General features: G+C 65.7%; 23 protein-coding genes. 13 read left to right on the forward strand and 10 right to left on the reverse strand.

Annotated features, from left to right (window positions below; genetic code table 11):
• Nucleotides 1–20 precede the first annotated feature (20 nt).
• Nucleotides 21–2,066 carry an NAD(+) synthase gene (locus tag AC59GX_RS06190; RefSeq protein WP_426280513.1) on the reverse strand — a complete coding sequence of 682 codons (2,046 nt, stop codon included), beginning with the start codon at nt 2,064–2,066 and terminating at the stop codon, nt 21–23.
• Nucleotides 2,067–2,115: 49 nt separating this feature from the next.
• On the reverse strand, nt 2,116–2,583 hold the full coding sequence (locus AC59GX_RS06195) for a DUF1203 domain-containing protein (protein WP_426280512.1): 468 nt from the start codon (nt 2,581–2,583) through the stop codon (nt 2,116–2,118).
• A gap of 130 nt (nt 2,584–2,713) precedes the next feature.
• Here AC59GX_RS06195 and AC59GX_RS06200 point away from each other — a divergent pair, with 130 nt between their 5' ends.
• Both AC59GX_RS06200 and AC59GX_RS06205 read left to right on the forward strand, forming a co-directional pair.
• On the forward strand, nt 2,714–3,058 hold the full coding sequence (locus tag AC59GX_RS06200) for an ArsC family reductase (protein ID WP_426281099.1): 345 nt from the start codon (nt 2,714–2,716) through the stop codon (nt 3,056–3,058).
• Nucleotides 3,059–3,069: 11 nt separating this feature from the next.
• Nucleotides 3,070–3,351 (forward strand): DUF427 domain-containing protein, encoded by a 282-nt coding sequence (locus AC59GX_RS06205; protein ID WP_426280511.1) that lies wholly within the window; start codon nt 3,070–3,072, stop codon nt 3,349–3,351.
• 188 nt (nt 3,352–3,539) lie between these two features.
• Here the strand turns inward: AC59GX_RS06205 and ypfJ are convergent, their stop codons facing one another.
• Nucleotides 3,540–4,454 (reverse strand): KPN_02809 family neutral zinc metallopeptidase, encoded by a 915-nt coding sequence (gene ypfJ, locus AC59GX_RS06210; protein WP_426280510.1) that lies wholly within the window; start codon nt 4,452–4,454, stop codon nt 3,540–3,542.
• Nucleotides 4,455–4,554: 100 nt separating this feature from the next.
• On the opposite strand from ypfJ, the gene AC59GX_RS06215 reads away from it, so the two are divergent.
• Both AC59GX_RS06215 and AC59GX_RS06220 read left to right on the forward strand, forming a co-directional pair.
• Nucleotides 4,555–5,340 carry a 3-hydroxybutyrate dehydrogenase gene (locus AC59GX_RS06215; protein ID WP_426280508.1) on the forward strand — a complete coding sequence of 262 codons (786 nt, stop codon included), beginning with the start codon at nt 4,555–4,557 and terminating at the stop codon, nt 5,338–5,340.
• Between the two features lie 61 nt (nt 5,341–5,401).
• Nucleotides 5,402–6,067 carry a DUF4893 domain-containing protein gene (locus AC59GX_RS06220; RefSeq protein ID WP_497301238.1) on the forward strand — a complete coding sequence of 222 codons (666 nt, stop codon included), beginning with the start codon at nt 5,402–5,404 and terminating at the stop codon, nt 6,065–6,067.
• Here AC59GX_RS06220 and AC59GX_RS06225 read toward each other — a convergent pair.
• From AC59GX_RS06225 to AC59GX_RS06235, 3 genes are all read right to left on the reverse strand, one after another.
• Entirely contained in the window at nt 6,064–6,696 is a 633-nt protein-coding gene (locus tag AC59GX_RS06225; protein WP_426280505.1) for a hypothetical protein, read from the reverse strand. The genes AC59GX_RS06220 and AC59GX_RS06225 overlap by 4 nt on opposite strands.
• Before the next feature lie 56 nt (nt 6,697–6,752).
• Complete coding sequence (locus AC59GX_RS06230; protein WP_426280504.1) at nt 6,753–7,739, reverse strand: cation diffusion facilitator family transporter; 987 nt, start codon at nt 7,737–7,739, stop codon at nt 6,753–6,755.
• A 295-nt stretch (nt 7,740–8,034) separates the two neighbouring features.
• On the reverse strand, nt 8,035–8,199 hold the full coding sequence (locus AC59GX_RS06235; RefSeq protein WP_164913371.1) for a hypothetical protein: 165 nt from the start codon (nt 8,197–8,199) through the stop codon (nt 8,035–8,037).
• Nucleotides 8,200–8,390: 191 nt separating this feature from the next.
• Between AC59GX_RS06235 and AC59GX_RS06240 the strand changes: the two genes are divergently transcribed.
• The gene (locus AC59GX_RS06240; RefSeq protein ID WP_426280502.1) at nt 8,391–9,773 is read left to right on the forward strand and encodes a helix-turn-helix domain-containing protein; all 1,383 of its coding nucleotides are present in this window, start codon (nt 8,391–8,393) and stop codon (nt 9,771–9,773) included.
• Nucleotides 9,774–9,908: 135 nt separating this feature from the next.
• On the opposite strand, the gene AC59GX_RS06245 is transcribed toward AC59GX_RS06240, so the two are convergent.
• The 3 genes from AC59GX_RS06245 to AC59GX_RS06255 form a co-directional block, all read right to left on the reverse strand.
• Complete coding sequence (locus AC59GX_RS06245) at nt 9,909–10,856, reverse strand: aldo/keto reductase (RefSeq protein WP_426280501.1); 948 nt, start codon at nt 10,854–10,856, stop codon at nt 9,909–9,911.
• Nucleotides 10,853–11,050 (reverse strand): hypothetical protein, encoded by a 198-nt coding sequence (locus AC59GX_RS06250; protein ID WP_497301240.1) that lies wholly within the window; start codon nt 11,048–11,050, stop codon nt 10,853–10,855. Before AC59GX_RS06250 ends, AC59GX_RS06245 begins: the two co-directional genes overlap by 4 nt.
• A 121-nt stretch (nt 11,051–11,171) precedes the next feature.
• Entirely contained in the window at nt 11,172–11,543 is a 372-nt protein-coding gene (locus AC59GX_RS06255; protein ID WP_426280498.1) for a hypothetical protein, read from the reverse strand.
• 193 nt (nt 11,544–11,736) lie between these two features.
• Between AC59GX_RS06255 and AC59GX_RS06260 the strand changes: the two genes are divergently transcribed.
• The 5 genes from AC59GX_RS06260 to metH all read left to right on the forward strand — a co-directional run bounded on the left by AC59GX_RS06260 (nt 11,737) and on the right by metH (nt 17,914).
• On the forward strand, nt 11,737–12,690 hold the full coding sequence (locus AC59GX_RS06260) for an ArsR/SmtB family transcription factor (RefSeq protein WP_426280496.1): 954 nt from the start codon (nt 11,737–11,739) through the stop codon (nt 12,688–12,690).
• Complete coding sequence (gene metF / locus AC59GX_RS06265; RefSeq protein ID WP_426280495.1) at nt 12,687–13,631, forward strand: methylenetetrahydrofolate reductase; 945 nt, start codon at nt 12,687–12,689, stop codon at nt 13,629–13,631. The genes AC59GX_RS06260 and metF overlap by 4 nt, the downstream gene beginning before the upstream one ends.
• Nucleotides 13,632–13,746: 115 nt before the next feature.
• Complete coding sequence (locus AC59GX_RS06270) at nt 13,747–14,805, forward strand: homocysteine S-methyltransferase family protein (protein WP_253072254.1); 1,059 nt, start codon at nt 13,747–13,749, stop codon at nt 14,803–14,805.
• A 2-nt stretch (nt 14,806–14,807) separates the two neighbouring features.
• Nucleotides 14,808–15,200 carry a hypothetical protein gene (locus tag AC59GX_RS06275; protein ID WP_426280494.1) on the forward strand — a complete coding sequence of 131 codons (393 nt, stop codon included), beginning with the start codon at nt 14,808–14,810 and terminating at the stop codon, nt 15,198–15,200.
• Between the two features lie 5 nt (nt 15,201–15,205).
• Nucleotides 15,206–17,914, forward strand: a complete 2,709-nt coding sequence (metH, locus tag AC59GX_RS06280; protein ID WP_497301244.1) for a methionine synthase — start codon at nt 15,206–15,208, stop codon at nt 17,912–17,914.
• A 159-nt stretch (nt 17,915–18,073) separates the two neighbouring features.
• Here metH and AC59GX_RS06285 read toward each other — a convergent pair whose 3' ends face one another.
• Nucleotides 18,074–19,534 carry an aldehyde dehydrogenase family protein gene (locus tag AC59GX_RS06285; RefSeq protein ID WP_426280491.1) on the reverse strand — a complete coding sequence of 487 codons (1,461 nt, stop codon included), beginning with the start codon at nt 19,532–19,534 and terminating at the stop codon, nt 18,074–18,076.
• Between the two features lie 106 nt (nt 19,535–19,640).
• Between AC59GX_RS06285 and AC59GX_RS06290 the strand changes: the two genes are divergently transcribed.
• From AC59GX_RS06290 to AC59GX_RS06300, 3 genes are all read left to right on the forward strand, one after another.
• Nucleotides 19,641–20,615 (forward strand): quinone oxidoreductase family protein, encoded by a 975-nt coding sequence (locus AC59GX_RS06290; protein WP_426280490.1) that lies wholly within the window; start codon nt 19,641–19,643, stop codon nt 20,613–20,615.
• A gap of 356 nt (nt 20,616–20,971) precedes the next feature.
• Nucleotides 20,972–21,652 carry a response regulator transcription factor gene (locus tag AC59GX_RS06295; RefSeq protein WP_426280489.1) on the forward strand — a complete coding sequence of 227 codons (681 nt, stop codon included), beginning with the start codon at nt 20,972–20,974 and terminating at the stop codon, nt 21,650–21,652.
• Nucleotides 21,649–22,989: a HAMP domain-containing sensor histidine kinase gene (locus AC59GX_RS06300; RefSeq protein WP_426280488.1), complete on the forward strand. Its 1,341-nt coding sequence runs from the start codon at nt 21,649–21,651 to the stop codon at nt 22,987–22,989. The genes AC59GX_RS06295 and AC59GX_RS06300 overlap by 4 nt, the downstream gene beginning before the upstream one ends.
• Nucleotides 22,990–23,038: the final 49 nt, after the last annotated feature.

Raw genomic sequence — 23,038 nt, forward strand, 5'->3', positions numbered from 1 at the left:
GCAAGGCGGCGCGGCTGACCTTACGGAACGCTTGACCGCAATTCCTCGAGCCAGATCTCGGCAGTTCCATCCGACGGCGCACGCCAGTCGCCACGCGGCGATAGCGCGCCGCCTGCCGAGACCTTCGGCCCGTTGGGCATCGCCGACCGCTTGAACTGGCTGGTCGTGAAGAAGCGGAAGAGGAATTTCTCCAGCCAATGGCGGATCGTCGGCAGGTCGTAGGCGACGTGCGCGTCCGCCGGCAGGTCCTCCGGCCACGCGCCGACGCTCGCATCGCGCCATGCGTGCCAGGCGAGAAAGGCGATCTTCGATGGCGCGAGACCATAACGGATCACGTAATGCGCGAAGAAATCGTTCAGCGCATAGGGCCCGATCATCGACTCGGTGCTCTGCAACGCGCCATCCGCGCCCGCCGGAACGAGCTCGGGCGAAATCTCTTGCGCCAGGATCGTCGAGAGGATCGCGTCGGTCGCCGCATCATACTGATCGGTGCGGATGCACCAGCGGATCAGGAACTGGATCAGCGTCTTCGGCACGCCGCTGTTCACGGCATAGTGGCTCATCTGGTCGCCGACCCCGTAGGTGCACCAGCCGAGTGCCATCTCGCTGAGATCGCCGGTGCCAAGTACGATCCCGCGCCGCTGGTTGGCGAGGCGGAAGAGATAGTCGGTGCGCAGACCCGCCTGCACGTTCTCGAAGGTGATGTCGTAGACGGGCTCGCCTTCGCTGAACGGGTGGCCGATGTCCTCCAGCATGCGCGTGGCGGCGGGGCGGATGTCGATCTCTTCGGCGGTGATGCCGAGCGCGCGCATGAGCGCCCACGCGTTCGCCTTGGTGCCTTCGCCAGTTGCGAAGCCGGGCATCGTGAAGCCGAGGATCGCGCTGCGGGGGCGGCCGAGGCGGTCCATCGCCTTCGCCGCCACGATCAGCGCGTGGGTCGAGTCGAGCCCGCCGGATACGCCGATCACGACCGTCTCGGCGTGTGCTGAGACGAGGCGCTTCGACAGCGCCTCTACCTGGATGTTGAACGCTTCGTAGCAATCGTCGTCGCGCCGCGCCGGATCATTCGGCACGAACGGGAAGCGGCGAATGGCGCGTTCGAGGCCAGTGTCCTCAACTACCGGCGCGTGATCGAACGCGATCCGTCGGAAGCGTGTCTCGGGATTACCGGCGAACATGGCCGCATCGTTGAACGTGCCGGTCCGTAGGCGTTCCTGCGTGATCCGTTCGCAGTCGACGTCGGCGACGACCAGTTCGGGCTCGGTCGAGAACCGCGCCGACTCCGCGATCTGTTCGCCAAGTTCGTGAACCAGTCCCTGGCCGTCCCAGGCAACCTCTGTAGTGCTTTCACCCGGCCCCGCGGCGGAATAGACATAGGCGCAGACCGCTCGGGCCGATTGCGCCGCCGCCAGCATCGCCCGATCGCGCGCCTTGCCGATGACGATGTTCGACGCCGACAGGTTGCAGCAGATCAGCGCGCCCGCGAGCGCGCCCGCGGTCGAGGGCGGGGTAGGGGCCCAGTAATCCTCGCAAATCTCGGCATGGAACACGAAGCCGGGCAGATCGCGCGCGGCGAAGATCAGGTCGGTCCCGAACGGCACGCCCTCACCGTTTAGGTCGATCGTCAGTCCGGTCATTCCCACGCCACTCGCGAACCACCGCTTCTCGTAGAACTCGCGGTAATTCGGCAGGAACGTCTTCGGGACCACGCCGAGCACGCGCCCGCGCGCGATCGCCAGCGCGCAGTTATACAGCCGCCCGTTCCGCACCAGCGCTGCGCCGACCAGCAGCGCCGGCCGCAAGGTAACACTCGCCTCGACCACCGTCGCGATCGCGGTCAGCGTCGCGCGTTGCTGCGCGGTCTGGAGATGCAGATCGTCGATCGCGTAGGAGGTGAGGTTCAGCTCCGGGAACACGACGAGGTCGACGCCCTTCGCATCTGCCTCGCGTGCCAAGGCGATCGTAGCCTCGGCATTGGCGCCGGTATCCCCTACCGAGGCGCGCGGCGTAGCGGAGGCGACCCGGATCAGCCCGTGACTATGGATCGCGTAGAATGGATGCGTCATGGCGCACCGATAAACGCCCCGAGCCGGTCACGCCACCGGCTTGCGCAGGTCAGGCGCGAACGATGCGCGCCGCATAACATCCGCGCTTGGCGTAGTGGGCCTGGAGATACGCCACGTCCGGCACCGCGAGGAACCGCTCGATCAGCGGGATCAGGTCCGTGCCGGCGACCAGGTCTGCGTCGATCATCTCGTCGTAGGATCCGAAGGCGCGCAGGGATATCGGCCGGATGCGGATCGCCTCGGGGAGCGCGTCGAGCAGGTCCAGCGGTTCCGTCTCGGTCTCGGACACGAAGATCGCGTGGCGTGAGCGGTAGGGCGTGTCGGCCGGCTGATGTTCGTAGTTGATCAGGATCGCCGTCTCGCCGATCTCCAGATCGCGCACCGCGATGCGATCGGGAAAGCCGGGCTCGGCGTCGACCACGTATCGCCGTGCGCCGACAAGCGCGAGGCTTGCATCGGAGGCGCCGAAAAGGTGTCGGAACTGGTTGGGGTCGAGCCCCTGAACGCGGAAGGACATGATCGCTCCTCTTGGGTATGAGCGAGCTTCATGTCCTGGACCGGGTGCATGTGCGTCCCGTAGCTTGCTATCAAACGGATGCGCCTGGACTGATTCCAATTTTGCTTCGGAGGCTATTTTGACGATCACGATGTTCGGCATCAAGAATTGCGACACGATCAAGAAGGCGCGGACGTGGTTGGATGCGCACGACGTGTACTATGCGTTCCACGACTATAAGACCGCCGGAATAGACGCTGCGCATCTGGACGACTGGATCGGCCGGGTTGGCTGGGAGGTGCTGCTCAATCGTGCGGGGACGACGTTCCGCAAACTTACCGAAGCGGACCGAGCGGATCTCGATGCCGGGAAGGCCACCGCGCTGATGCTGACGCAACCGTCGATGATCAAGCGGCCTGTGCTCGATACCGGCAAGACGCTGCTGGTCGGGTTCAAGCCCGAGGCGTATGAGGCGGTGGGGCTGGGGCACGCCTGAAGGAGATCAGTATGCCGGTTGCAAGTTGGAATGGCCACGAGATCGCACGAGCGGACGATACCGTCGTCGTCGAGGGCAATCATTATTTTCCCGCCGACAGCGTCGATCCGGCGTTGCTGGAGGATAGCGCGACGCACTCGAACTGCCCGTGGAAAGGTGTGGCGAGCTACAAGACTCTCGTCGTCGAGGGGAAGCGGAACGTCGATGCGGTCTGGTATTATCCCGATCCCAAGTCCGCGGCCGCCGAGATCAAGGATCGCTATGCGTTCTGGAAGGGCGTGACGGTGGAGTAAGTCGGCGCGACGCTCGCGATTGCCGTCACAACGCGCCGTCATCCCAGCGAAAGCTGGGATCTCCCTGTTGGGCGGGCGTCGCGAACCACGAGGTATACCCCAGCTTTCGCTGGGGTGACGGCTTTTACAAATGCGCGCCGCCTACCGAAGTCCTCCCCCTGGCGGGGAAGGAACGAGTCGGCGTCAGCTCAGATCGCGCCCGAAAACGTGTCGCACTGCTGCGGATCGCCGCTGTCCAACCCGCGCTTCAGCCACGACTGGCGCTGTGCCGAGGTGCCGTGCGTAAAGCTGTCCGGTACCACGCGACCCTGCGACTGCTTCTGCAACGTATCGTCGCCGATCGCCTGCGCCGCGGTCATGCCCTCCTGGATATCCCCGGCCTCGAGCCGCGTCTTGTTCGCCGCCGCCCACACACCGGCGTAGCAATCCGCCTGCAGTTCGAGCCGCACCGACAGCGCATTGCCCTCGGTCTCGCTCGCCTGGCGCTGCGCCTGCTGGACCTGCGCGTTGGTACCGAGCAGCTTCTGGATGTGATGGCCGAACTCGTGCGCGATCACGTAATCCTGCGCGAAGTCGCCGTTCGCCTTGAAGCGAGTCGACAGTTCGTTAAAAAAGCTGGTGTCGAGATAGATGCCCTGGTCGGTCGGGCAATAGAATGGCCCCATCGCCGACTGCGCCGCACCGCAACCCGAGCGGCCATTGCCGTCGAAGAACACCAGCTTCGGTGCTTCGAACCGCTGGCCGTTCTTCTGGAAGATGGCCTCCCAGGTATTGTCGGCCGAGCTGAAGGCGTTGCAGGCAGCCTTGCTTTCGGCGTTCAGCGAACAGCTCGACTTGGTATCGGTGCCCGAGCGCGGTCCGCTCTGCGTTGTCGGTGTCGACGTCTGTCCGCCACCGAGCAGTCCGCCGAGGCCACCCATGCCGCCAAACACTGCCATCAGGATCAGCACCACGACTATCCCGCCGCACCCGAAGCGGCTGCCGATCATCGGCAACAGCCCCATCAGCAGGCCGCCACCGCCGCCGCCAAAGCCGCCGCCTCCGCCGCCCGACCCGCGCTGGTCCTCGACGTTGATGTTCGGATCGTAATCGTCGAGCCGCATGGATATGCCCCTTTTCGTTTCTTCTCGGGAACGAAATGCGCAAGGTGGCGCTAGGGTTGCACGGCCGCAGAATACGCTGCGCCAAGATGGGGGAGTATGCATGTTCCTGAAGGGCAAGACCGCGGTCATCACCGGATCCACGTCGGGGATCGGGCTCGCCTACGCCAAGGCGTTTGCAGCCGAAGGCGCAGCAGTGGTGCTCAACGGGTTCGGCGATGCCGATGCGATCGAACGTGAGCGGGCGGCGTTGGCGCAGACCAGCGGCGCGATCGCGCTCTACGACCCGGCGGACATGACCAAGCCCGACCAGATCGCCGCAATGGTCGAGCGGGCAGCGGCCGAGACCGGCAGCCTCGACATCGTCGTCAACAACGCGGGCATCCAGCATGTCGCGGGCATCGCCGATTTCCCGGTCGACAAGTTCGACGCGATTATCGCGATCAACCTGTCGTCCGCCTGGCACATGATGCGCGCCGCGGTGCCGCACATGCGCGCCAAGGGCTGGGGGCGGATCATCTCGACCGCGTCCGCGCACTCGCTGGTCGCGAGCCCGAACAAGTCGGCTTACGTGATGGCGAAGCACGCGATCGCAGGGCTCACCAAGACGATCGCGCTGGAGACCGCGACCGACGGCATCACCGTCAACTGCATCTCGCCGGGCTATGTCTGGACGCCGCTGGTCGAGAACCAGATCCCCGACACGATGGCGGCCCGCGGGCTGACGCGCGACCAGGTGATGAACGACGTGCTGCTCGCCGCGCAACCGACCAAGGAGTTCGTCACCCCCGAGCAGGTCGCGGCGTTCGCGCTGTTCCTGTGTCGCGACGAGGCCAAGGCTATCACCGGCGCGAATTTGTCGATGGACGGCGGCTGGACGGCAGCGTGATGGTGCCCCGTGGTGCGAGAATATGATTGTAATACGGCATGTTAGAGGGTTAGCTTCGGATATGCACACGCGGTCGACGACGAAGCGGACATGGTTGGCCACCGGGGCCTGTCTCATACTGGCCGGATACTGTTCGAGCGCATCGCGCGCGGCGTTGATCGGCTCGGGCGCCGTGTCGCCGCTCGATACCGATCGCGACTCCGACTGGCGGCGTGTCGCCACGGTCGCTGATCGCGCGCGTTTGCGGGGCTGGCGTGGTGCATGGATGGACGCGCTGGCACAGGTCGACGCGAAGGACCTTGCTGCCGAGCCGATATTGTTCGATCCGGACCATGCGCTCGCCGACGCCCTGCCGCCCGCCGGAAGTTATCAGTGCCGCACGTTCAAGCTCGGCGCGCGTGGTGGGATCGGCCCGACATACAGCGCATCCGCCTGGTTCGCTTGCCGGATAGACTCGAACGGCGACACCGATGTCGTCAGCCTGGTCAAGGTCGATGGATCGCAACGCCCTGTCGGCACGGTCTTCGTCGACACCGCGTCGCGCGCGATATTCCTGGGGACGATGGAGCTTGGCGATGAAAAGCGCCCGATGCGCTATGGTCGAGACGCCAATCGCGACATGGCCGGCTTGATCGAACGGATCGGCACGCGGCGGTGGCGCGTCGTCCTCCCCTATCCGCATTTTGAGTCGGTCCTCGACGTGGTCGAACTGATACCCGCGCCTTAGTGGGCGGGTACTGGTGCCGCCGTGGCAACGACCGCCGTTGTGTTGGAGGCGGTTGCTTGTGACGGTGAGATCGGCGGCAGGCTAGCGAGATAGTCCTTCCCGTGCAGCCCGACCGGAATGACGCGACCGGCATTCGCGGCGCCAACGGCCTTCAGGTACGAACGTGGCTTCTTCATCAGCTTGGGCTGGTCGAGCCCCGACAGCCCGACGATCCGCGCTGCTTCCTTCACGAACGTCACGCAATTGTGATCCGAAAGGCGGTAGACGCTGTCGGGCTTGCCCTCGCTCCAGGCGTCGACCAGCCGCAGTACCGCGTTGTATTGCGTGTCGCTCATCACGACCGAGAATTGCGCATCGCTGCTCGCGACATATCCCGGCCTGGCGATGTCGAGCTTGCCTGGCACGGGCCCCATCAACAGCGCCGGCGAAACCGATTTTGCGGTGAAGCCGGCGTTGGCGTCGACCGGCGGGCCGCCGGCGTCGGGTATGCCCCGCAACGTGAAGAACGCGTGCGGGAAGCTGTTGCCAAGCTCGTGGCTCCAGAAGGTGATGGTGACGGCCGCCTGTGCGGGAAGCGCGTATCCCAGGCACAGGCAGAACAGGGCGATCAGCCGAAGTAGCGGTCTCATCCCCCAATATTATTTTGGAATGTCGAGCCTTACCAGTGTGATGAGTCTGATTTAGATCAGATTTGCGTGGTATTTTGTACGGTCGCCGGGGCAGGCGAAGCGGACGACGTCAGCGTCGCATTCTCGCGCTTCTCCGGACGGATATAGATCGACGAGAGCATCGGGATAGCCACCCGCAATTCGCTCTCCATCGCCTCGATCACCGTCTCGCCGTCGCCCATCGTCACCGAATCGTCGAAGTCCGCGCTGATCGCCGCGAAGATGCTCTCGGGCGCGGTGTGGATCGTGCGGACGTGATTGACCGAGACGATCGCCGGATGCGCGGACACGATCTTGCGGATCGTCGCGATCACCGCCGGATCGGCACGCTCGCCGATCAAGAGGCCCTTCGATTCGCGCGCGAGCAGCACCGCGACCAGCGCGAGGATCAGGCCGATCGCGATCGAGGCGGCGCCGTCGATCCGCGGATCGTTGAACGCATGGCTCGCCCAGATGCCGATCCCGGCAATGACGAGACCCGCCAGCGCCGCGGAATCTTCGAACAGCACGATGAAACCGGCGGGGTCCTTCGACCGGTGGATTGCCGCCCACCAGCCCATGTCACCCTTGGCCTTCGAGAATTCGCGCACCGCGATCGTCCAGCTGCTGCCCTCGAGCGCGAACGAGATCGCGAGGACGACGTAGTTGATGGTCGGGCTGGTAAGCGGTTCGGGCTGCCGGATATGTCGCCAGCCCTCGAAGATCGACACGCCAGCGCCGATCGCGAAGATCAGGATCGCGACGACGAACGCCCAGAAATACAGCTCGCGACCATAGCCGAACGGGTGCGCTTCGTCGGCGGGGCGCTTGGCCTTTTTCTGGCCGTAGAGCAGCAACACCTGGTTGCCACTGTCGACCACCGAGTGGAAGCCCTCGGTCAGCATCGACGACGATCCGGTCATTCCGGCCGCGACGAATTTGGCCACGCCGATCCCGAGATTGGCGGCGAGGGCGCCGTAGAGGACGATGTCGTCCTTGATGCGAGCGGTCAGTGTCTTGGCCATCCCGCCGTCCTACACGAGGGGACTGGGTTGGAAAGGGCGGCTTTCGCAAGGGGATGCTTAGTCCGGCGTGAACTCGACGGTGCCCTGGTAGGCGGACGCACCCGCCACCCCCACTCCGTCATCCTGACGAAAGTCAGGATCCAGAGCCACAAGCTCCAGCGCCCGTTACCCTGGATCCTGACTTTCGTCAGGATGACGGGCTTCGGGAGCGCACCGTCCTTTTAAACAGGAATACCCGCCGATGGACGAGCCACCAGCGGGATCCTTTCCTCCCCAGGAAACTGTGTGAAGCGGTTTAGCCGAGCCGGCCGAGGCGGTGGTACAGCGCACTCATCCGCGTCAGCCGCTCGTCGTCGATCGACGTCTTGCTGATCATCTCCCCGAGCACCTCCTTCATCAGCGCGAAATCGTTGGTCGAGAAGACGGCGCGGGCGCGGGGTTGTTCGGTAGTCGTCTGCATGGCTTGCCTCCTTCGATGATCGTCTGTCTCTCTCTTTACACCGATCGTGCGCCGAGAGAGGCGATGCACAGGCAATAGCGTTCGAAGCCGGCACGTTGGAAGACCGTCCCACGCCGCCGCAACGTCGCGGTGTCCGTCCAGCTTGTGGAACACGTGTCGTTCTGTAAACATCGTGACAGGAGGGTTTGCTGGTGGCGGAACGGAAATTGCTGGCGGGGCATGCGATCCGTCGCTTGCGGCGCGGGGCGGGGCTGACGCAGGCGGCGATGGCCGACATGCTCGCGATCAGCCCGAGCTATCTCAACCTCGTCGAGCGCAACCAGAGGCCGATCTCCGCGACGTTGCTGATCAAGCTCGCCGAGAGCTTCGACTTCGATCCGCGCTCGCTGGCGGCGGGTGAACCGGGCGGCGGTGCGGATGCGATCCGGCGGCGGCTGGCCGATCCGATGTTCGCCGACCTCGAGATCGACCGCAACGAAGTCGAGGAGTGGCTCGCCAGTGCGCCCGGCGGCGCGGCGGCGTTCGCCCGCGTGTTCGATCGGATCGGCGGCGGCGCGGTGATCGAGGCGGGCGACGATCCGGTCACGCTCGTCCGTCGCGAGATCGAGCGTTGGCGCAATCATTTCGCCGATCTTGATGCGGCGGCCGAAGCGCTCGCGGATGAATTGCGGCTCGGTGCGGGCGACCTTTACGGCGCGATTGCCGAGCGGTTGCGCGCCAAACACGGCCTGACGATCCGGGTGCTGCCTGCCGACGTGCTGCCCGACACGCTGCGCCGCCTCGACCTGCACGCGCGGCAGTTGCAGTTGAGCGAGATGCTCGACCCGGCCTCGCGCACGTTCGCGGTCGCGTTTCAGCTCGGGCAGATCGAGGCGAAGGCGGAGATCGATGCGCTGGCGAAAGGCGCCGGGTTCACCGATCGCGCGGCGGAACGGCTCTATCGCCGCCACCTTCTCGGCTATTTCGCCGCCGCGCTGATGATGCCCTACGCCCGGTTCCTCCGTGGATGCGAGACGACGGGGTACGATATCGAGTTGCTGCAACGCCGGTTCGGCGCTGGCTTCGAACAGGTCGCGCACCGGCTGACGACGTTGCAGCGCGTCGGCGCGCGCGGCTTGCCCTTCTTCATGATCCGCATCGATCGGGCGGGGCAGGCATCGAAGCGCTATCCCGGCGCCAGCGGCGCGGCGCTAGTCGAGGCGGATGGGCGCTGCCCATTGTGGCGGTTGCATCATGCATTCGACCGGCCCGGCAGCCTGATGGTGCAGCTCGTCGAACTGGAGGACGGCGCGCGCTGGCTGACGATGGCGCGCACCGTGACGCCGCAGGGCAGCCGCTTTGGCGCAGTGCACGCGGAGTTCGCGATCGGCCTCGGCGTCGCGGCGGCGCAGGCGGGTGTGCTGGCGGCGGCGAGCGGCTTCGATCTGGCGGGGAGGGCGATGCCGATCGGGCTCGGCTGCCGCGCCTGTTTCCGCAACGATTGCCCGCAACGGTCGGTCGCGCCGGCCGGGCGGGCGCTGCTGATCAACGAGCGGGAGCGAAAGACGTCCGCGCTTACGTTCGCCGGGGATTAAACAATCCTCCCCCGCAAGGGGGAGGTGGCAGGCGCTTGCCTGACGGAGGGGGAGGAAGGCGAAACCGCTGTTCCCCGGTCCTCCCCCTCCGTCACCTTCGGCGACACCTCCCCCTGGCGGGGGAGCATCAAGTGGTCAGGCGCCAGCGACCATCAGCGCGTCCAGCTGATCCTTCGACAGTTCCAGCGTCATCGCAGGCAACAGGTCTTCGACCTGCTTCACGCTGGTGGCGCTCGCAATCGGCGCGGTGACGCCCGGCTGCGCGATCAGCCACGCCAGCGCGACCTGCGCGTGGGTCGCGCCAGTAGCCTCGACGACCGAGTCCATCGCATCGAGGACAGCCTTGCCGGTACCTTCGAGCAATTCGCCCATCCGACCACCGCGAACGCTCTGGCCCAGGTCGTCCTTCGTCCGGTACTTGCCGGTGAGGAAACCCGAGGCGAGCCCGTAATAAGGCAGCACGCCGATGTTCTCGGTGACACAGTAATCCTGCAATTCGCCCTCGAACTTGGTGCGGCTGACGAGGTTATATTCGGGCTGGAGCACATGATAGCGTGGCAGGTCCGACGTCTTGGCAGCCTCGACCGCGGACTTGAGGCGAGCGGCGTGGAAGTTCGACGCGCCGATCACGCGGACTTTCCCCGCATCGACCAGTTTGCCGAATGCTTCGAGGACAGCCTCCTGCGTCTGCGTGTCGTCGTCCTGGTGCGCATAATACAGGTCGATGCGATCGGTCCCGAGACGCTTGAGCGAGGCTTCGGCAGCGGCGGCGATGCGCGCGGGGGCGAGCTTCTCGCCGCCTTCGCCGGGGAGCATGCCGACCTTGGTCGCGATCAACACGCCGTCGCGCTTGCCGCTGGCCTTCAGCCATTCGCCGATCATGCTCTCGGATTCGCCGCCCTGATGGCCATCGACCCAAGCCGAATACACGTCCGCGGTGTCGATCATCGTGCCGCCGCCCGCGACGAATGCATCGAGCACGGCGAAGCTGGCGGCGCGGTCGGCAGTCCAGCCGAACACGTTGCCGCCGAGGACGAGGGGGGCGATCTTTAGATCGGTCGAGCCGAGGCGGCGGAGGGTCATCGGGTCTGATCGCTTTGATTCGAGGGGAGTTCGGTATCTTCAGGAGCGGCGGCGACCGCATTCAGGTCGACGCTGTTCGCATCGAGCATCGCGGCGGCTTCGTTCAACTGGTGCGCTTCGTCGGCGGTGACCGCGCCGGGTTCGCTCGCGGGCGAACACGCCGCGAGCAAAGCAGGGAGCAGGACCGCCGCCAAACCTAGCACGCCATGCCGGCGAATGCTGGCATCTGTCCGCTTAGGTCGCTGGGAAACGAAGCGGGAGATCCCAGCTTTCACTGAGATGACGAGGGGAGGCGGGCGGCGGTCCATTCAGATGTTAGTCCTTGATCGCATTGCCGGCGCGGGTCAGCGCGTTACCGGTCGCGTCGGCCGCACGGTCCGCACCGTTGCTGATCGACGCGCCTGCCCGGTCTGCACCGGCTTCGATCCGGTCGCCGGCGTGGTCGGCCTTGGCGTCGAGATGGTCGGTCGAGTTGTCGATGCGGGCACCGGCGTTGTCGAGCGAGCGCTCGGCAGAACCCAGCGCGCGATCGCTGGCGGCGCTGACGTCGTCGACGGCATTGGCGGTGGTCGCGCTCGCATCGGCGGCGATTGCGTTGGCAGCCTGTGCGGTCTGGTCCTGCGCATTGTTGCTGCAGGCGGCGAGACCGGCGGTAAGCGCCAGGGCGGGGATCAGGAACTTCTTCATAGGTATCTACTCCCGTGGATGTCGTCTTGTGGACCGGGGAATGCCCAGCCCATAGCGCAATCGAACGCGGACGAAGCGTTTCCGATCCGTCACGATCGGCCGCGATGCGATAAGTCGCGGGTGCCGATCGGTAATGTTCGAGACGCACACGCCCGCGTTGACCTCATATAAAGAATTCTTTATATGTCCTCGTATGACGATGGCGCTCGAAATCTTCCGTGCTTTGGCGGACGCGACCCGGTTGCGGATCCTTGCGCTGTTGCGGCGGATGGAGCTGTCGGTCGGCGAGCTCGCGCAGGTGCTCGGCCAGAGCCAGCCTCGCGTTTCGCGCCATGTGAAGATCCTGTGCGATGCCGGCCTTGCCGAACGTCGCAAGGAAGGCAGCTGGGTGTTCGTCGCGCTCGGGTCTCCGGACGTGGTCGAGCCGGTCGCGGGTGCGCTCGATGTATGGGCGAAGGCCGAGCCGGACCATTGGGCGGTCGCGGATGCGGCACGGCTTGCGGCGGTGCGTGCGGACCGGGCGGCGAGTGCAGCGGCGTGGTTCGAAGGGCATGCCGACGAATGGGACGCGATCCGGTCGCTTCACGTCGCCGACAGCGAGGTCGAGGCGGCTATGGCGGCCGTGCTCGGCGATGCGCCGGTCGGCACACTGATCGACATCGGTACGGGCACCGGGCGGATGCTCGAACTGTTCGGCGGTCGCGCTACGGTCGCGCTCGGGATCGATCGCAGTTCGGAGATGCTGCGGCTCGCGCGTGCCAAGCTGCACGACATGACTCACGCCGAACTCCGGCAGGCCGATCTGTACGCGCTGCCGATGGCGGATGCCGCAGCGGACGTCGCGATCCTGCATCACGTGTTGCACTTCGCGCAGCAGCCTGGCGCTGCGGTGAGCGAGGCGGCGCGGGTGCTCGCGCCCGGCGGACGGTTGCTGATCGCCGACTTTGCGAGTCACGACCGCGAGGAACTGCGGTTGCGCGATGCGCATACGCGTCTCGGGTTCGCGGACGAGCAGATGGCGGCGTGGTTCGAGGCGGCGGGCCTGCAGACGGCGCGCGTGGAAACGCTCGAGGGCGGTGAGTTGACGGTGAAATTATGGCTCGGTCGGAAGATCGGCACGAGCTTGCGTGAGGTGAAGGCGGCATGACGAACATTTCGATCCCCCAACTGGCCGAAGCGCGCTGCGCGCTCGAAGAACCGCTCTTCGCGGATCTGGCGGGCGATGTCGGCATCAGCTTCGAGTTCTTCCCGCCGAAGAGCGAGAAGATGGATGCGCAGCTCTGGGACGCGATCCGCACGCTGGAGCCGCTCGGCCCCGATTTCGTGTCGGTGACGTACGGCGCTGGCGGATCGACGCGGGAGCGGACGCATGCGACGGTGGCGCGAATCCAGCGCGAGACGTCGATGAACGCCGCCGCGCACCTGACCTGCGTCGAGGCGACCAAGGCGGAGATCGACCAGGTCGCCGAGGAATATTGGGCGGCGGGCGTGCGGCACATCGTTGCGCTACGCGGCGACATGCCGACGCTGGGCCAGCCGTATCAGGCGCATCCCGGCGGTTATGAGAACGCGGCGGCCCTGGTCGCTGGTTTGCGGAAACTGCACCCGTTCGAGATTTCGGTCGCGGCGTATCCCGAATGCCATCCGGAATCGGGTGGGCATGATGCCGACATCGACAATCTGAAGCGCAAGATCGATGCCGGTGCGACCCGCGCGATCACGCAGTTCTTCTTCTCGCCCGAAGCGTATTTCCGGTTCCGCGACCGGGTTGCGGCGGCTGGCATCACCGCGCAGATCCTGCCGGGGATCCTGCCGGTGTCGAACGTCGCGCAGACGCGGAAATTCGCGGGGCTGTGTGGCGCTGAGATCCCGGCGTGGATGGACCGGCTGTTCGAGGGGCTCGACGATCACCCCTCGGCACGGCAGCTCGTCGCGGCGACGATCGCGGCCGAGATGTGCCGGCGGCTGTACGCGGGCGGCGTGAAGGATTTCCACTTCTACACGCTCAACCGCGCGGAACTGGCCTACGCGATCTGCCACATGCTCGGCGTGCGGGCGAAGCCGGTCGACAGGGTCGCCGCGGCGTAATTCCCCTCCCGCCTGCGGGAGGGGTTAGGGGAGGGGCTGGCCCAACCCGACCGTCTCGTTTGCGGCACTTCCCTCCCCCGACCCCTCCCGCGAGCGGGAGGGGAGGAGATTGATGATGACACCACGTGAACGTTTCAACGCGGAAGCCGCCAAGCGCATCCTGATCACCGACGGCGCGTTCGGCACCGAGATCCAGAACTGGAAGCTCGACGAGGCCGCCTATGCAGGGTCGCTCGGCCTGAGCCACGACCAGAAGGGCAACAACGACATCCTGGCGATCACCAAGCCGGACGTCCCCGAGACGATCACGCGCGAATATCTCGAGGCGGGGTCGGACATCGTCTCGACCAACACCTTCAGCGCGAACGTCATTTCGCAGGCGGACTATGGCGCCGAGCATCTCGTGCGCGAGATCAACGTCGAGTCCGCGCGGATCGCGCGCGCGCTCGCCAATGAATATCAGGCGAAAGACGGCCGCCCGCGCTTCGTCGCTGGCGCGATCGGGCCTACCAACAAGACGCTGTCGCTGTCGCCCGACGTCAACGATCCGGGCTTCCGCGAGATCGACTTCGATTATCTCAAGGGCGTGTACCGCGAGCAGATCGATGCGCTGCTCGAAGGCGGCGAGGGGGTCGGCGTCGACTTCATCCTGATCGAGACGGTATTCGATACGCTCAACGCCAAGGCGGGGATCATGGCAGCGATCGAGGCGGGCGACGCGCTCGGGCGCGACGTGCCGATCATGATGTCGATGACGTTGACCGATCTCAGCGGGCGCAACCTGTCGGGGCATACGGTCGAGGCGTTCTGGCATGCGGTGCGGCACGCCAAACCGATCACGATCGGGCTCAACTGCTCGTTCGGTGCGGAGCAGTTGCGGCCGCACGTTAAGACGTTGTCGGCGATCGCGGACACGTTGATCATGGTGTATCCGAACGCGGGGCTTCCGAATGAACTCGGCGAGTATGACGAGCAGCCGGCGACGACGGCCGGGTTGGTCGGCGAGTGGGCGGTGGCCAAGCAGGTCAACGTGCTCGGCGGCTGCTGCGGGTCGACCCCAGCGCATATCAAGGCGATGGCGGATGGTGTGCGCGGGCTTGAGCCGCGTGCGGTGGCGCGGCCTGAAGTGCGGACCAAGCTCGCTGGTCTCGAACCGTTCACGATGGCCGCCTGACCGTGGAGGACGTTTTCTGGAAAATTCTTGCTGCAATTGGCGTCGCACTCTTGGCAATGATGCTGGCACGCATTGCGACGATCGCTGCTGCACGTCGTGTTAGCTATGCAGCTATCGCGGGCAGGTTGGTCGAATTCTGGCGGACGGGATCTCCAAAGAAGCATGAGATTTTCAGTGAGATCACCAAACTCGTAATTGACGGAAATCGTGATCTTTATGTCGCGATCGAAAGCTTTGTCGACGCCGTCAACCACGAAGATCCTGCCGCCGAGTTAAGGTTGCTCGAACTGCTGGATGCCATGCGCGATACTGCGGCATTGGCAGCAGTCCGTGAGTCGTTTGTGAGTAGCGGACCATCGCGAATAGATCTCCTTGCAAAGCTTCTCAAAAAGTGAATCCGATGACCACCTCCTCCTCCACCTCTTTCGTCAACATCGGAGAGCGCACCAACGTCACCGGCTCGGCGCGCTTCAAGAAGCTGATCATGGCGGGCGACTATCCCGCCGCGGTCGAGGTCGCACGCCAGCAGGTCGAGAGCGGCGCGCAGGTGCTCGACGTCAACATGGACGAGGGGCTGCTCGACGCGCATCACGCGATGACGACGTTCCTGAAACTGATCGCCGCCGAACCCGACATCGCGCGCATCCCGTTCATGGTCGACAGCTCGAAATGGAGCGTGATCGAGGCCGGGCTGAAGTGCGTCAGCGGCAAGCCGATCGTCAATTCGATCAGCATGAAGGAGGGCGAGGAGCAGTTCCTGGCGCAGGCACGCAAGTGCATGGCGTACGGTGCGGCCGTCGTCGTGATGGCGTTCGACGAGGTCGGGCAGGCGGATACCAAGGACCGGAAGGTCGAGATCTGCGAGCGCGCGTACAAGCTGCTCGTCGGGATCGGCTTCCCGCCCGAGGACATCATCTTCGATCCCAACGTGTTCGCGGTCGCGACGGGGATCGAGGAGCACAACAACTACGGCGTCGACTTCATCGAGGCGTGCAAGGAGATCAAGGCACGCTGCCCGCACGTCCATATCTCGGGCGGGCTCTCGAACTTCAGCTTCTCGTTCCGCGGCAACGAGCCGGTGCGGCGCGCGATGCACAGCGTGTTCCTGTATTACGCGATCCCCGCGGGCATGGACATGGCGATCGTCAACGCCGGCCAGCTCGACATCTACGACGACATCGATCCCGAGCTGCGCCAGGCGGTCGAGGACGTCGTGCTCAACACCGATCCCGAGGCGGGCGATCGGCTGGTTGCGCTCGCCGAACGCTATCGCGGCACCGACGTGGTCGCGGAGAAGGCGGCGGCGGAATGGCGCTCGCTGGGCGTCAACAAGCGGCTCGAATATGCGCTCGTGAAAGGCATCGACCTCCACGTCGTCGAGGATACCGAGGAAGCACGGCTGATCATCGCGGGCAATGGCGGCCGCCCGATCGAGGTCATCGAAGGACCGCTGATGGACGGCATGAACGTGGTCGGCGACCTGTTCGGATCGGGCAAGATGTTCCTGCCGCAGGTCGTGAAGTCGGCGCGCGTGATGAAGAAGGCGGTCGCGCATCTGCTGCCGTATATCGAGGCGGCGAAGGAGCCCGGCGCGCGCGGCAAGGGCAAGATCATCATGGCGACCGTCAAGGGCGACGTGCATGACATCGGCAAGAACATCGTCGGCGTGGTGCTCCAGTGCAACGGCTTCGACGTGGTCGATCTCGGCGTGATGGTGCCGTGGTCGAAGATCCTCGAATCCGCAAACGAGAACGACGCGGACATGATCGGGCTGTCCGGGCTCATCACGCCGAGCCTCGACGAGATGGTGACGGTCGCCGAGGAGATGAAGCGCGCGGGCATGACGATGCCGCTGCTGATCGGCGGCGCGACGACCTCGAAGGTGCATACCGCGCTACGGATTGCGCCGGCGTATGACGGGCCAGTCGTGCATGTGCTCGATGCGAGCCGTGCGGTGGGTGTTGCGTCGACGCTGGTGTCGGACACGATCCGCGACGAGTTCGTGACGAAGACCGCGGACGAATATGAGGCGGTACGGATCTCGCGCGCGAACAAGGGACAGAGTGAGCTTTTGCCGCTGGAGACGGCTCGCGCTCGCGGGTTCGTGGCGGACTTCGCGATGAAGCCGCCTGCGCCGGTGAAGCCGGGCGTGCATGTGTTCGCGGACTGGGACCTGTCGGACCTGCGCGACTATATCGACTGGACGCCGTTCTTCCGCGCGTGGGAACTGGCAGGGAATTTCCCGGCGATCCTGACCGACGAGGTCGTCGGCGAGAGCGCGAGTTCGCTGTATGCGGATGCGCAGGCGATGCTCGACACGATCGTCGCGAAGAAGTGGCTGACCCCGCGCGGGGTAGCTGGGTTGTGGCCCGCGCGGCGCGAGGGTGATGATGTGGTCGTGACTGCTCCCTCTCCCCTGCGGGGAGAGGGCTGGGGTGAGGGGCAGCCAAGCAGTGCAGCGCCCGGAACAGCCCCTCACCCCGACCCTCTCCCCGCAGGGGAGAGGGAGCAGAAGGAGGTAAGGCTCCCCATGCTGCGTCAGCAGATCGCCAAGCGCGAGGGGCGCGCGAACATGTGTCTCGCCGATTTCGTCGATACTGAGAACGACTGGTTCGGCGGCTTCGCGGTCGGCATCCACGGCATCGACCCGCACATCGCGCGCTTCAAGGCGGACAACGACGATTACAACGACATCCTGCTGAAGGCGCTCGCCGACCGCTTCGCCGAAGCCTTCGCCGAACGCCTCCACAAGCATGTCCGCACCGATCTCTGGGGCTATGCGCCGGACGAGCAACTCACCAACGAAGCGATGATCAAGGAGCAGTATCGCGGCATCCGCCCCGCGCCGGGCTACCCCGCATGCCCCGACCACAGCCTCAAGCCGATCCTGTTCGACCTGCTCGATGCCGAGACTGCGACCGGCCTCGAACTGACGGAGAGTTTCGCTATGTTCCCGACCGCAGCGGTGTCGGGGTTCTATTTCGGCCACCCGCAGGCGGAGTATTTCGGTGTAGCGCGCGTTGGTCGAGATCAGCTCGAGGACTACGCGGCACGACGTGGTGCGGACCTAAAGACCGCCGAACGCTGGCTTCGGCCGAACCTCGACTAGGCTGGCGCGCCCGTCACCCCGTCCGTCATCCTGACGAACGTCAGGACCCAGGGTTACGACAGGCAACCTTCGTGGCTCTGGGTCCTGACTTTCGTCAGGATGACGGGGAGGGGCTCGTGCCTGACGAGCCCCCAGGAGCTGGCATTCCCCTCCTGATCCTTAAGCCCCAGCTTCGGCCGGCTTCCCTTGGCGGGTGTCACCCGGCAGGCCGGTGATCGTCTTCACCTCCATGAAGTCGGTCAGCCCATAGCGCCCGTTCTCACGACCATTCCCCGAATGCTTGTACCCCCCGAACGGCGCGCCGATGTCCGGGCTCCACGAGTTGATCGTCACCAGCCCCGCGCGCAATCTCGGTGCGACCTTCGCTGCCGCTGCCGGATCACCCGAGATCGTCGCCGACAGCCCGTATTCGGTCGCGTTGGCGATGCGGATGCCCTCGTCCTGATCGGCGTACGACGTAATCGTCGCGACAGGCCCGAACGTTTCCTCCTGCGCGATCCGCATGTCGGGCCGCACGTCGGTGAACAGCGTCGGCTGAATGTAATAGCCAGCGTTGCGTCCGTCGGGCCGCCCGACACCACCCGTCACCAGCGTCGCGCCTTCGTCGATCGCGGACTGGATCAGCCCCTGGATCTTGTCGAACTGCGCCTTGTTGACGACCGGGCCGATGTGCTGGCCCATCTCGGCGGGATCGCCGACCTTGGTCTGCTCCATCATCGACTTCACGATCGCCGTCGCCTCCGCGACCTGGCTCGCATGCACGAGCAGTCGGGTCGGCGCGATGCAGCTCTGGCCGGAATTGGCGAGTACGCCCGCCACTGTCGGTGGCAGGACGGTCGCGAGGTCGGAGCCTTCGAGCACGAGGTTCGCCGCCTTGCCGCCAAGCTCCTGATGCACGCGCTTCACGGTAGGGGCCGCCGCCAACGCGACCGCGATCCCGGCGCGCGTCGAGCCGGTGAAGCTCACCATGTCGACGTCGCGGTGCGCGCACAGCGCCGCGCCGACGCCTGGACCGTCACCGTTAACGAGGTTGAACACCCCCGCCGGAACGCCCGCCGCATCCATGATCTCCGCGAGGATCACCGCGCACGACGGCGCTTCCTCGGACGGCTTCAGGATCATCGTGTCGCCCGCCGCGAGGGCAGGGGCGACCTTCGCGCAAATCTGGTTCAGTGGCCAGTTCCACGGCGTGATCATCGCGACGACGCCGAGCGGCTCGTGCACGACGGTCGCCTTGCCGATGACCTCCGAGAACTCGAACGCCGCCAGCGCCTTCGCGGTCGCCGAGAAGTGCGCGAGCCCGGTCGGTGCCTGCGCCATTGAGGCGAGTGCCATCGGTGCGCCCATTTCCTGCGACATCGCCTTGGCGAGATCCGGCATCCGCGCCTTGTATTCGGTCATGATCCGGCCGAGCACGTCGAGCCGCTCCTGCACGCTCGTCTGGCTCCAGTTCTCGAACGCCGAGCGGGCTGCAGCTACGGCCTTGTCGACGTCGGCGGCGGTGCCCAGCGTGATCTCGGTACAGGGCTGCTCCGTCGACGGGTCGATCACCTGATAGACGGTGCCGCCCTCGCTATCGACCCAAGCGCCGTCAATATACTGCTGCAAATAGCTTTTCATCGTGCCTCTCCGCATCTTGTCTTGCCAAGGAATGGGCTCGCCGGAGATCGGTTGCAACCCGAAACGCATGCCGTAGGTTGACCGGGAAATTCATCAGGAGGCCGGCATGGCGAGAGTGGCATTCATCGAGAAGACCGGCGGCCCCGAGGTCATCCAGTGGCGCGACGTCGAATTGCCGCCGCCGGGCAAGGGCGAGGTGTGGATGCGCAACACCGCGGTCGGGCTGAACTATATCGACACGTACCACCGCAGCGGCGTGTACCCGGTCGACCTGCCCTCGGGGCTCGGCAGCGAGGCGGCGGGCGTGGTGATGGCGGTCGGCGAGGGCGTCACCGATTTCGCGCCCGGCGATCGGGTCGGCACCTTCGGCCCCTCGCGCGGCGCCTACGCGACCGAGCGCAACGTACCCGCGAACCAGCTGTTCAAGCTGCCCGATACGCTCGACGACCAGACCGCCGCGGCGATCCTGCTCAAGGGCTGCACCGCCGAGTTCCTGGTCGAGCGCTGCGCCAAGGTCCAGGCGGGCCAGACCGTCCTCGTCCACGCGGCGGCGGGCGGAGTCGGCCACATCCTGGTCGGCTGGCTGAAGGCGATCGGCGCGACCGTCATCGCCAGCGTTGGCAGCGAGGATAAGGCGGCACGCACCCGCAAGGCTGGCGCCGATCACGTCATCCTCCACAAGTCCGACGACATTGCCGCGCGCGTTCGCGAGATCACCGATGGCAAGGGCGTGCCGGTTGTCCTCGATGGTGTCGGTCGCGCGACTTGGGAGGCGTCGCTCGACAGCGCGGCGAAGCGTGGCCTGATCGTCAGCTACGGCAATGCAGGCGGCGTGGTCGACGGTGTCAACATCGGCGTCCTCGCGCGGAAAGGCTCGCTTTTCGTAACGCGGCCGACGCTGTTCGATTATTACGTCACGTCTGAGGAAAGGCAGGCCGGCATCGCCCGCCTGTTCGCGATGCTCGACAACGGCGCGGTCACGCCGGAGATCGGCCGGACCTTTCCGCTCGAAGAGGCTGCCGCCGCCCATCGCGCGATCGAGGCGGGTGAGACTTCGGGGAGCACGATCCTGCTGCCGTAACGGGTGGGCGGGTTTAAGAAGGTGTGTTCACGCGAAGGCGCGAAGGCGTGGAGAAGGTTTGTTCGCGCGGAGACGCGGAGACGCGGAGACGCGGAGGTGTTGCGGGCGGTACGGGCGTGTCGTTCATCATCTTGCGGCGATGATAGGGGACCGTTGGTCCGGGAGAACTCTCCGCGTCTCCGCGTCTCCGCGTGAACCCATTCTTCTCATCTCTTCGCGCCTTCGTGCCTTCGCGTGAACCAATGCGACGCTCTCGCTAGGCGACGGACGGCGTTGTAACCTCCGGCTGAGCCCGCAAGACGCTTGTACGCGCGACGATCCACGATAGGACGGAGGCTTGCCCGAGTGAGACCGTGATGAGCCTTAACATTCTGCTGGTCGAGGACGATGCCGTGTTCGCGCAGGCGATGGCCGAGGAACTGCGCGGGTTCGATCATGGGGTGACCATCGCGCCGGATGGCCGCGACGCACTTGCCGCGGTCGACAGCCAGGCGTTCGACGCGGTGATCCTCGACCGGATGCTCCCGAAGATCGACGGCATCTTCGTGCTTGAGCGGCTGCGGAGCGCGAACATCACGATGCCGGTCATCATGCTCAGCGCTCTCGGCCGCTCGGTCGAGAAAGTCGAGGGGCTGGAGGCCGGTGCGGACGACTATGTGGTCAAGCCGATCGCGGCGGTCGAACTGAACGCACGCCTGCTCGCGCTGATGCGCGGGCGCGGCTGGACCGGTAGCGCCGGCGACACGATCCACGCCGGCGATATCGTCGTCAGCCCGACCAAGTTCCGCGCGTGGCGCGACGGCATCGCGCTCGATCTCGGCAAGCTCGAGTTCAAGCTGCTCGCCGAGTTCGTCGCCAATGCCGACGCAGTGCTGACCCGCGCGATGCTGGTCGAGCGGGTCTGGGGGTACGACTTCGCACCGACCACCAACATCGTCGACGTCTATGTCCGCCACCTGCGCGTCAAATTGACCGCGGCGGGCGGCGACGATCCCATCCGCACGGTGCGCGGCGTCGGATACATGCTGCGCGGATGACGCGCCTGCGATCGCTGCGCGCGTTGACGCTGGCGTTCCTGATCGCGTTCCTCGTCGCGACGCTCGGCACCGGGTTCGCGATCTACACCGCGACGCAGCGCACGATCGAGCGACTGGTCGATCGCCGCATCCTGGTCGTGAGCGATGCCGCCGCCGGCATCTCCGGCGACCGCAGCCCCGAAGAGCTCGTCCGGCGGATCAACGCCGCGTCCCGCGAGCGTGATACCGGCGACATAGGCTTCCTGCTGCTGGATGCGACCGGTCGCAGGCTCGGCGGCAACATCGCCTTGCCGCGCCGCCTGCCGATCGGGTTCTCGACGGTCGCGTTAAAGGACCAGATCGCCGGGCTGTCCGCCGGGCGTGCGCTGGTCCGCGACGTCGGGCACGGCATGACGCTGGTGACGATCGCCGAGACCGAACCGTTCGACGACTATAATGCGGCACGTGTCCGGATTTACCTCATTGGTTTCGGATCGATCCTGCTGGTCGTCATCGGTGGCCTGCTGTTCTTCGTCATCACGATCGGACGGAGGATCGGCGAGACCCGGCGGACGGTCGACGCGATCATCGATGGTGACATGTCGCGGCGCGTACCGGTCGATCGATCGGGCGGCGAGTTCGCGCATCAGGCGATGGCGTTCAACCGCATGCTCGACCGTATTGCGGAGCTGATGGCCGGTATCAGCAACGTCTCCAACGATATCGCGCACGATCTTCGCACGCCCTTGGCGCGCCTGCGCAGCCAGTTGGCGCTGGCGTTGCGTCGGGCGCAGACGGACAGCCAACGCGACGGTCTCGAAACCGCGATCGCGATGAGCGACGAACTGCTCGAGATGTTCGCGGCGATGCTGCGGATCGCCGAGATCGAAGGCGGCGATCGGCGCGCGGCGTTCGCGGCGCTCGATCTGGCGGCGCTGGCCGAAGAGATCGCGACGATGATGCAACCGGTAGTCGCCGATGGCGACCGCACGCTGACGCTGGAAACATCGCCAGAGGCGGAGATCGTCGGCGATCGCCAACTGCTCGGCCAGATGCTCGTGAACCTCATCGAGAATGCGCTCCGCCACACCCCACCCGGCACCCGCATCGAGATCGGCGTCACGAACACCGGCAAGACTGCCACGCTCACGGTGACCGATACCGGCCCCGGCATTCCGGTGGATCAGCGCAAGCTGGCGTTGCGGCGGTTCGGGCGGCTCGATGCCAGCCGCCACGACGAAGGGCACGGTCTCGGGCTGCCGCTGATCCAGGCGATAGTCCGTCTTCACCGCGGCACGATCGCACTCGAAGACGCGGCCCCCGGACTGCGCGTCGTCATTGCGCTGCCCAAGGGCTGAAACGACGAAACCCGGACAGGCTGAGCGCCTGCCCGGGTTTCCATTTTTA

This window comes from Sphingomonas sp. 320_CC (assembly GCF_059691795.1).

Coding starts and splice junctions, on each gene's coding strand:
- AC59GX_RS06190 (WP_426280513.1), bottom strand. CDS start 2,066: ATGACGCATCCATTCTACGCGATCCATAGTCACGGGCTGATCCGGGTC.
- AC59GX_RS06195 (WP_426280512.1), bottom strand. CDS start 2,583: ATGTCCTTCCGCGTTCAGGGGCTCGACCCCAACCAGTTCCGACACCTT.
- AC59GX_RS06200 (WP_426281099.1), top strand. CDS start 2,714: ATGTTCGGCATCAAGAATTGCGACACGATCAAGAAGGCGCGGACGTGG.
- AC59GX_RS06205 (WP_426280511.1), top strand. CDS start 3,070: ATGCCGGTTGCAAGTTGGAATGGCCACGAGATCGCACGAGCGGACGAT.
- ypfJ (WP_426280510.1), bottom strand. CDS start 4,454: ATGCGGCTCGACGATTACGATCCGAACATCAACGTCGAGGACCAGCGC.
- AC59GX_RS06215 (WP_426280508.1), top strand. CDS start 4,555: ATGTTCCTGAAGGGCAAGACCGCGGTCATCACCGGATCCACGTCGGGG.
- AC59GX_RS06220 (WP_497301238.1), top strand. CDS start 5,402: ATGCACACGCGGTCGACGACGAAGCGGACATGGTTGGCCACCGGGGCC.
- AC59GX_RS06225 (WP_426280505.1), bottom strand. CDS start 6,696: ATGAGACCGCTACTTCGGCTGATCGCCCTGTTCTGCCTGTGCCTGGGA.
- AC59GX_RS06230 (WP_426280504.1), bottom strand. CDS start 7,739: ATGGCCAAGACACTGACCGCTCGCATCAAGGACGACATCGTCCTCTAC.
- AC59GX_RS06235 (WP_164913371.1), bottom strand. CDS start 8,199: ATGCAGACGACTACCGAACAACCCCGCGCCCGCGCCGTCTTCTCGACC.
- AC59GX_RS06245 (WP_426280501.1), bottom strand. CDS start 10,856: ATGACCCTCCGCCGCCTCGGCTCGACCGATCTAAAGATCGCCCCCCTC.
- AC59GX_RS06255 (WP_426280498.1), bottom strand. CDS start 11,543: ATGAAGAAGTTCCTGATCCCCGCCCTGGCGCTTACCGCCGGTCTCGCC.
- AC59GX_RS06260 (WP_426280496.1), top strand. CDS start 11,737: ATGACGATGGCGCTCGAAATCTTCCGTGCTTTGGCGGACGCGACCCGG.
- metF (WP_426280495.1), top strand. CDS start 12,687: ATGACGAACATTTCGATCCCCCAACTGGCCGAAGCGCGCTGCGCGCTC.
- AC59GX_RS06270 (WP_253072254.1), top strand. CDS start 13,747: ATGACACCACGTGAACGTTTCAACGCGGAAGCCGCCAAGCGCATCCTG.
- metH (WP_497301244.1), top strand. CDS start 15,206: ATGACCACCTCCTCCTCCACCTCTTTCGTCAACATCGGAGAGCGCACC.
- AC59GX_RS06285 (WP_426280491.1), bottom strand. CDS start 19,534: ATGAAAAGCTATTTGCAGCAGTATATTGACGGCGCTTGGGTCGATAGC.
- AC59GX_RS06290 (WP_426280490.1), top strand. CDS start 19,641: ATGGCGAGAGTGGCATTCATCGAGAAGACCGGCGGCCCCGAGGTCATC.
- AC59GX_RS06295 (WP_426280489.1), top strand. CDS start 20,972: ATGAGCCTTAACATTCTGCTGGTCGAGGACGATGCCGTGTTCGCGCAG.
- AC59GX_RS06300 (WP_426280488.1), top strand. CDS start 21,649: ATGACGCGCCTGCGATCGCTGCGCGCGTTGACGCTGGCGTTCCTGATC.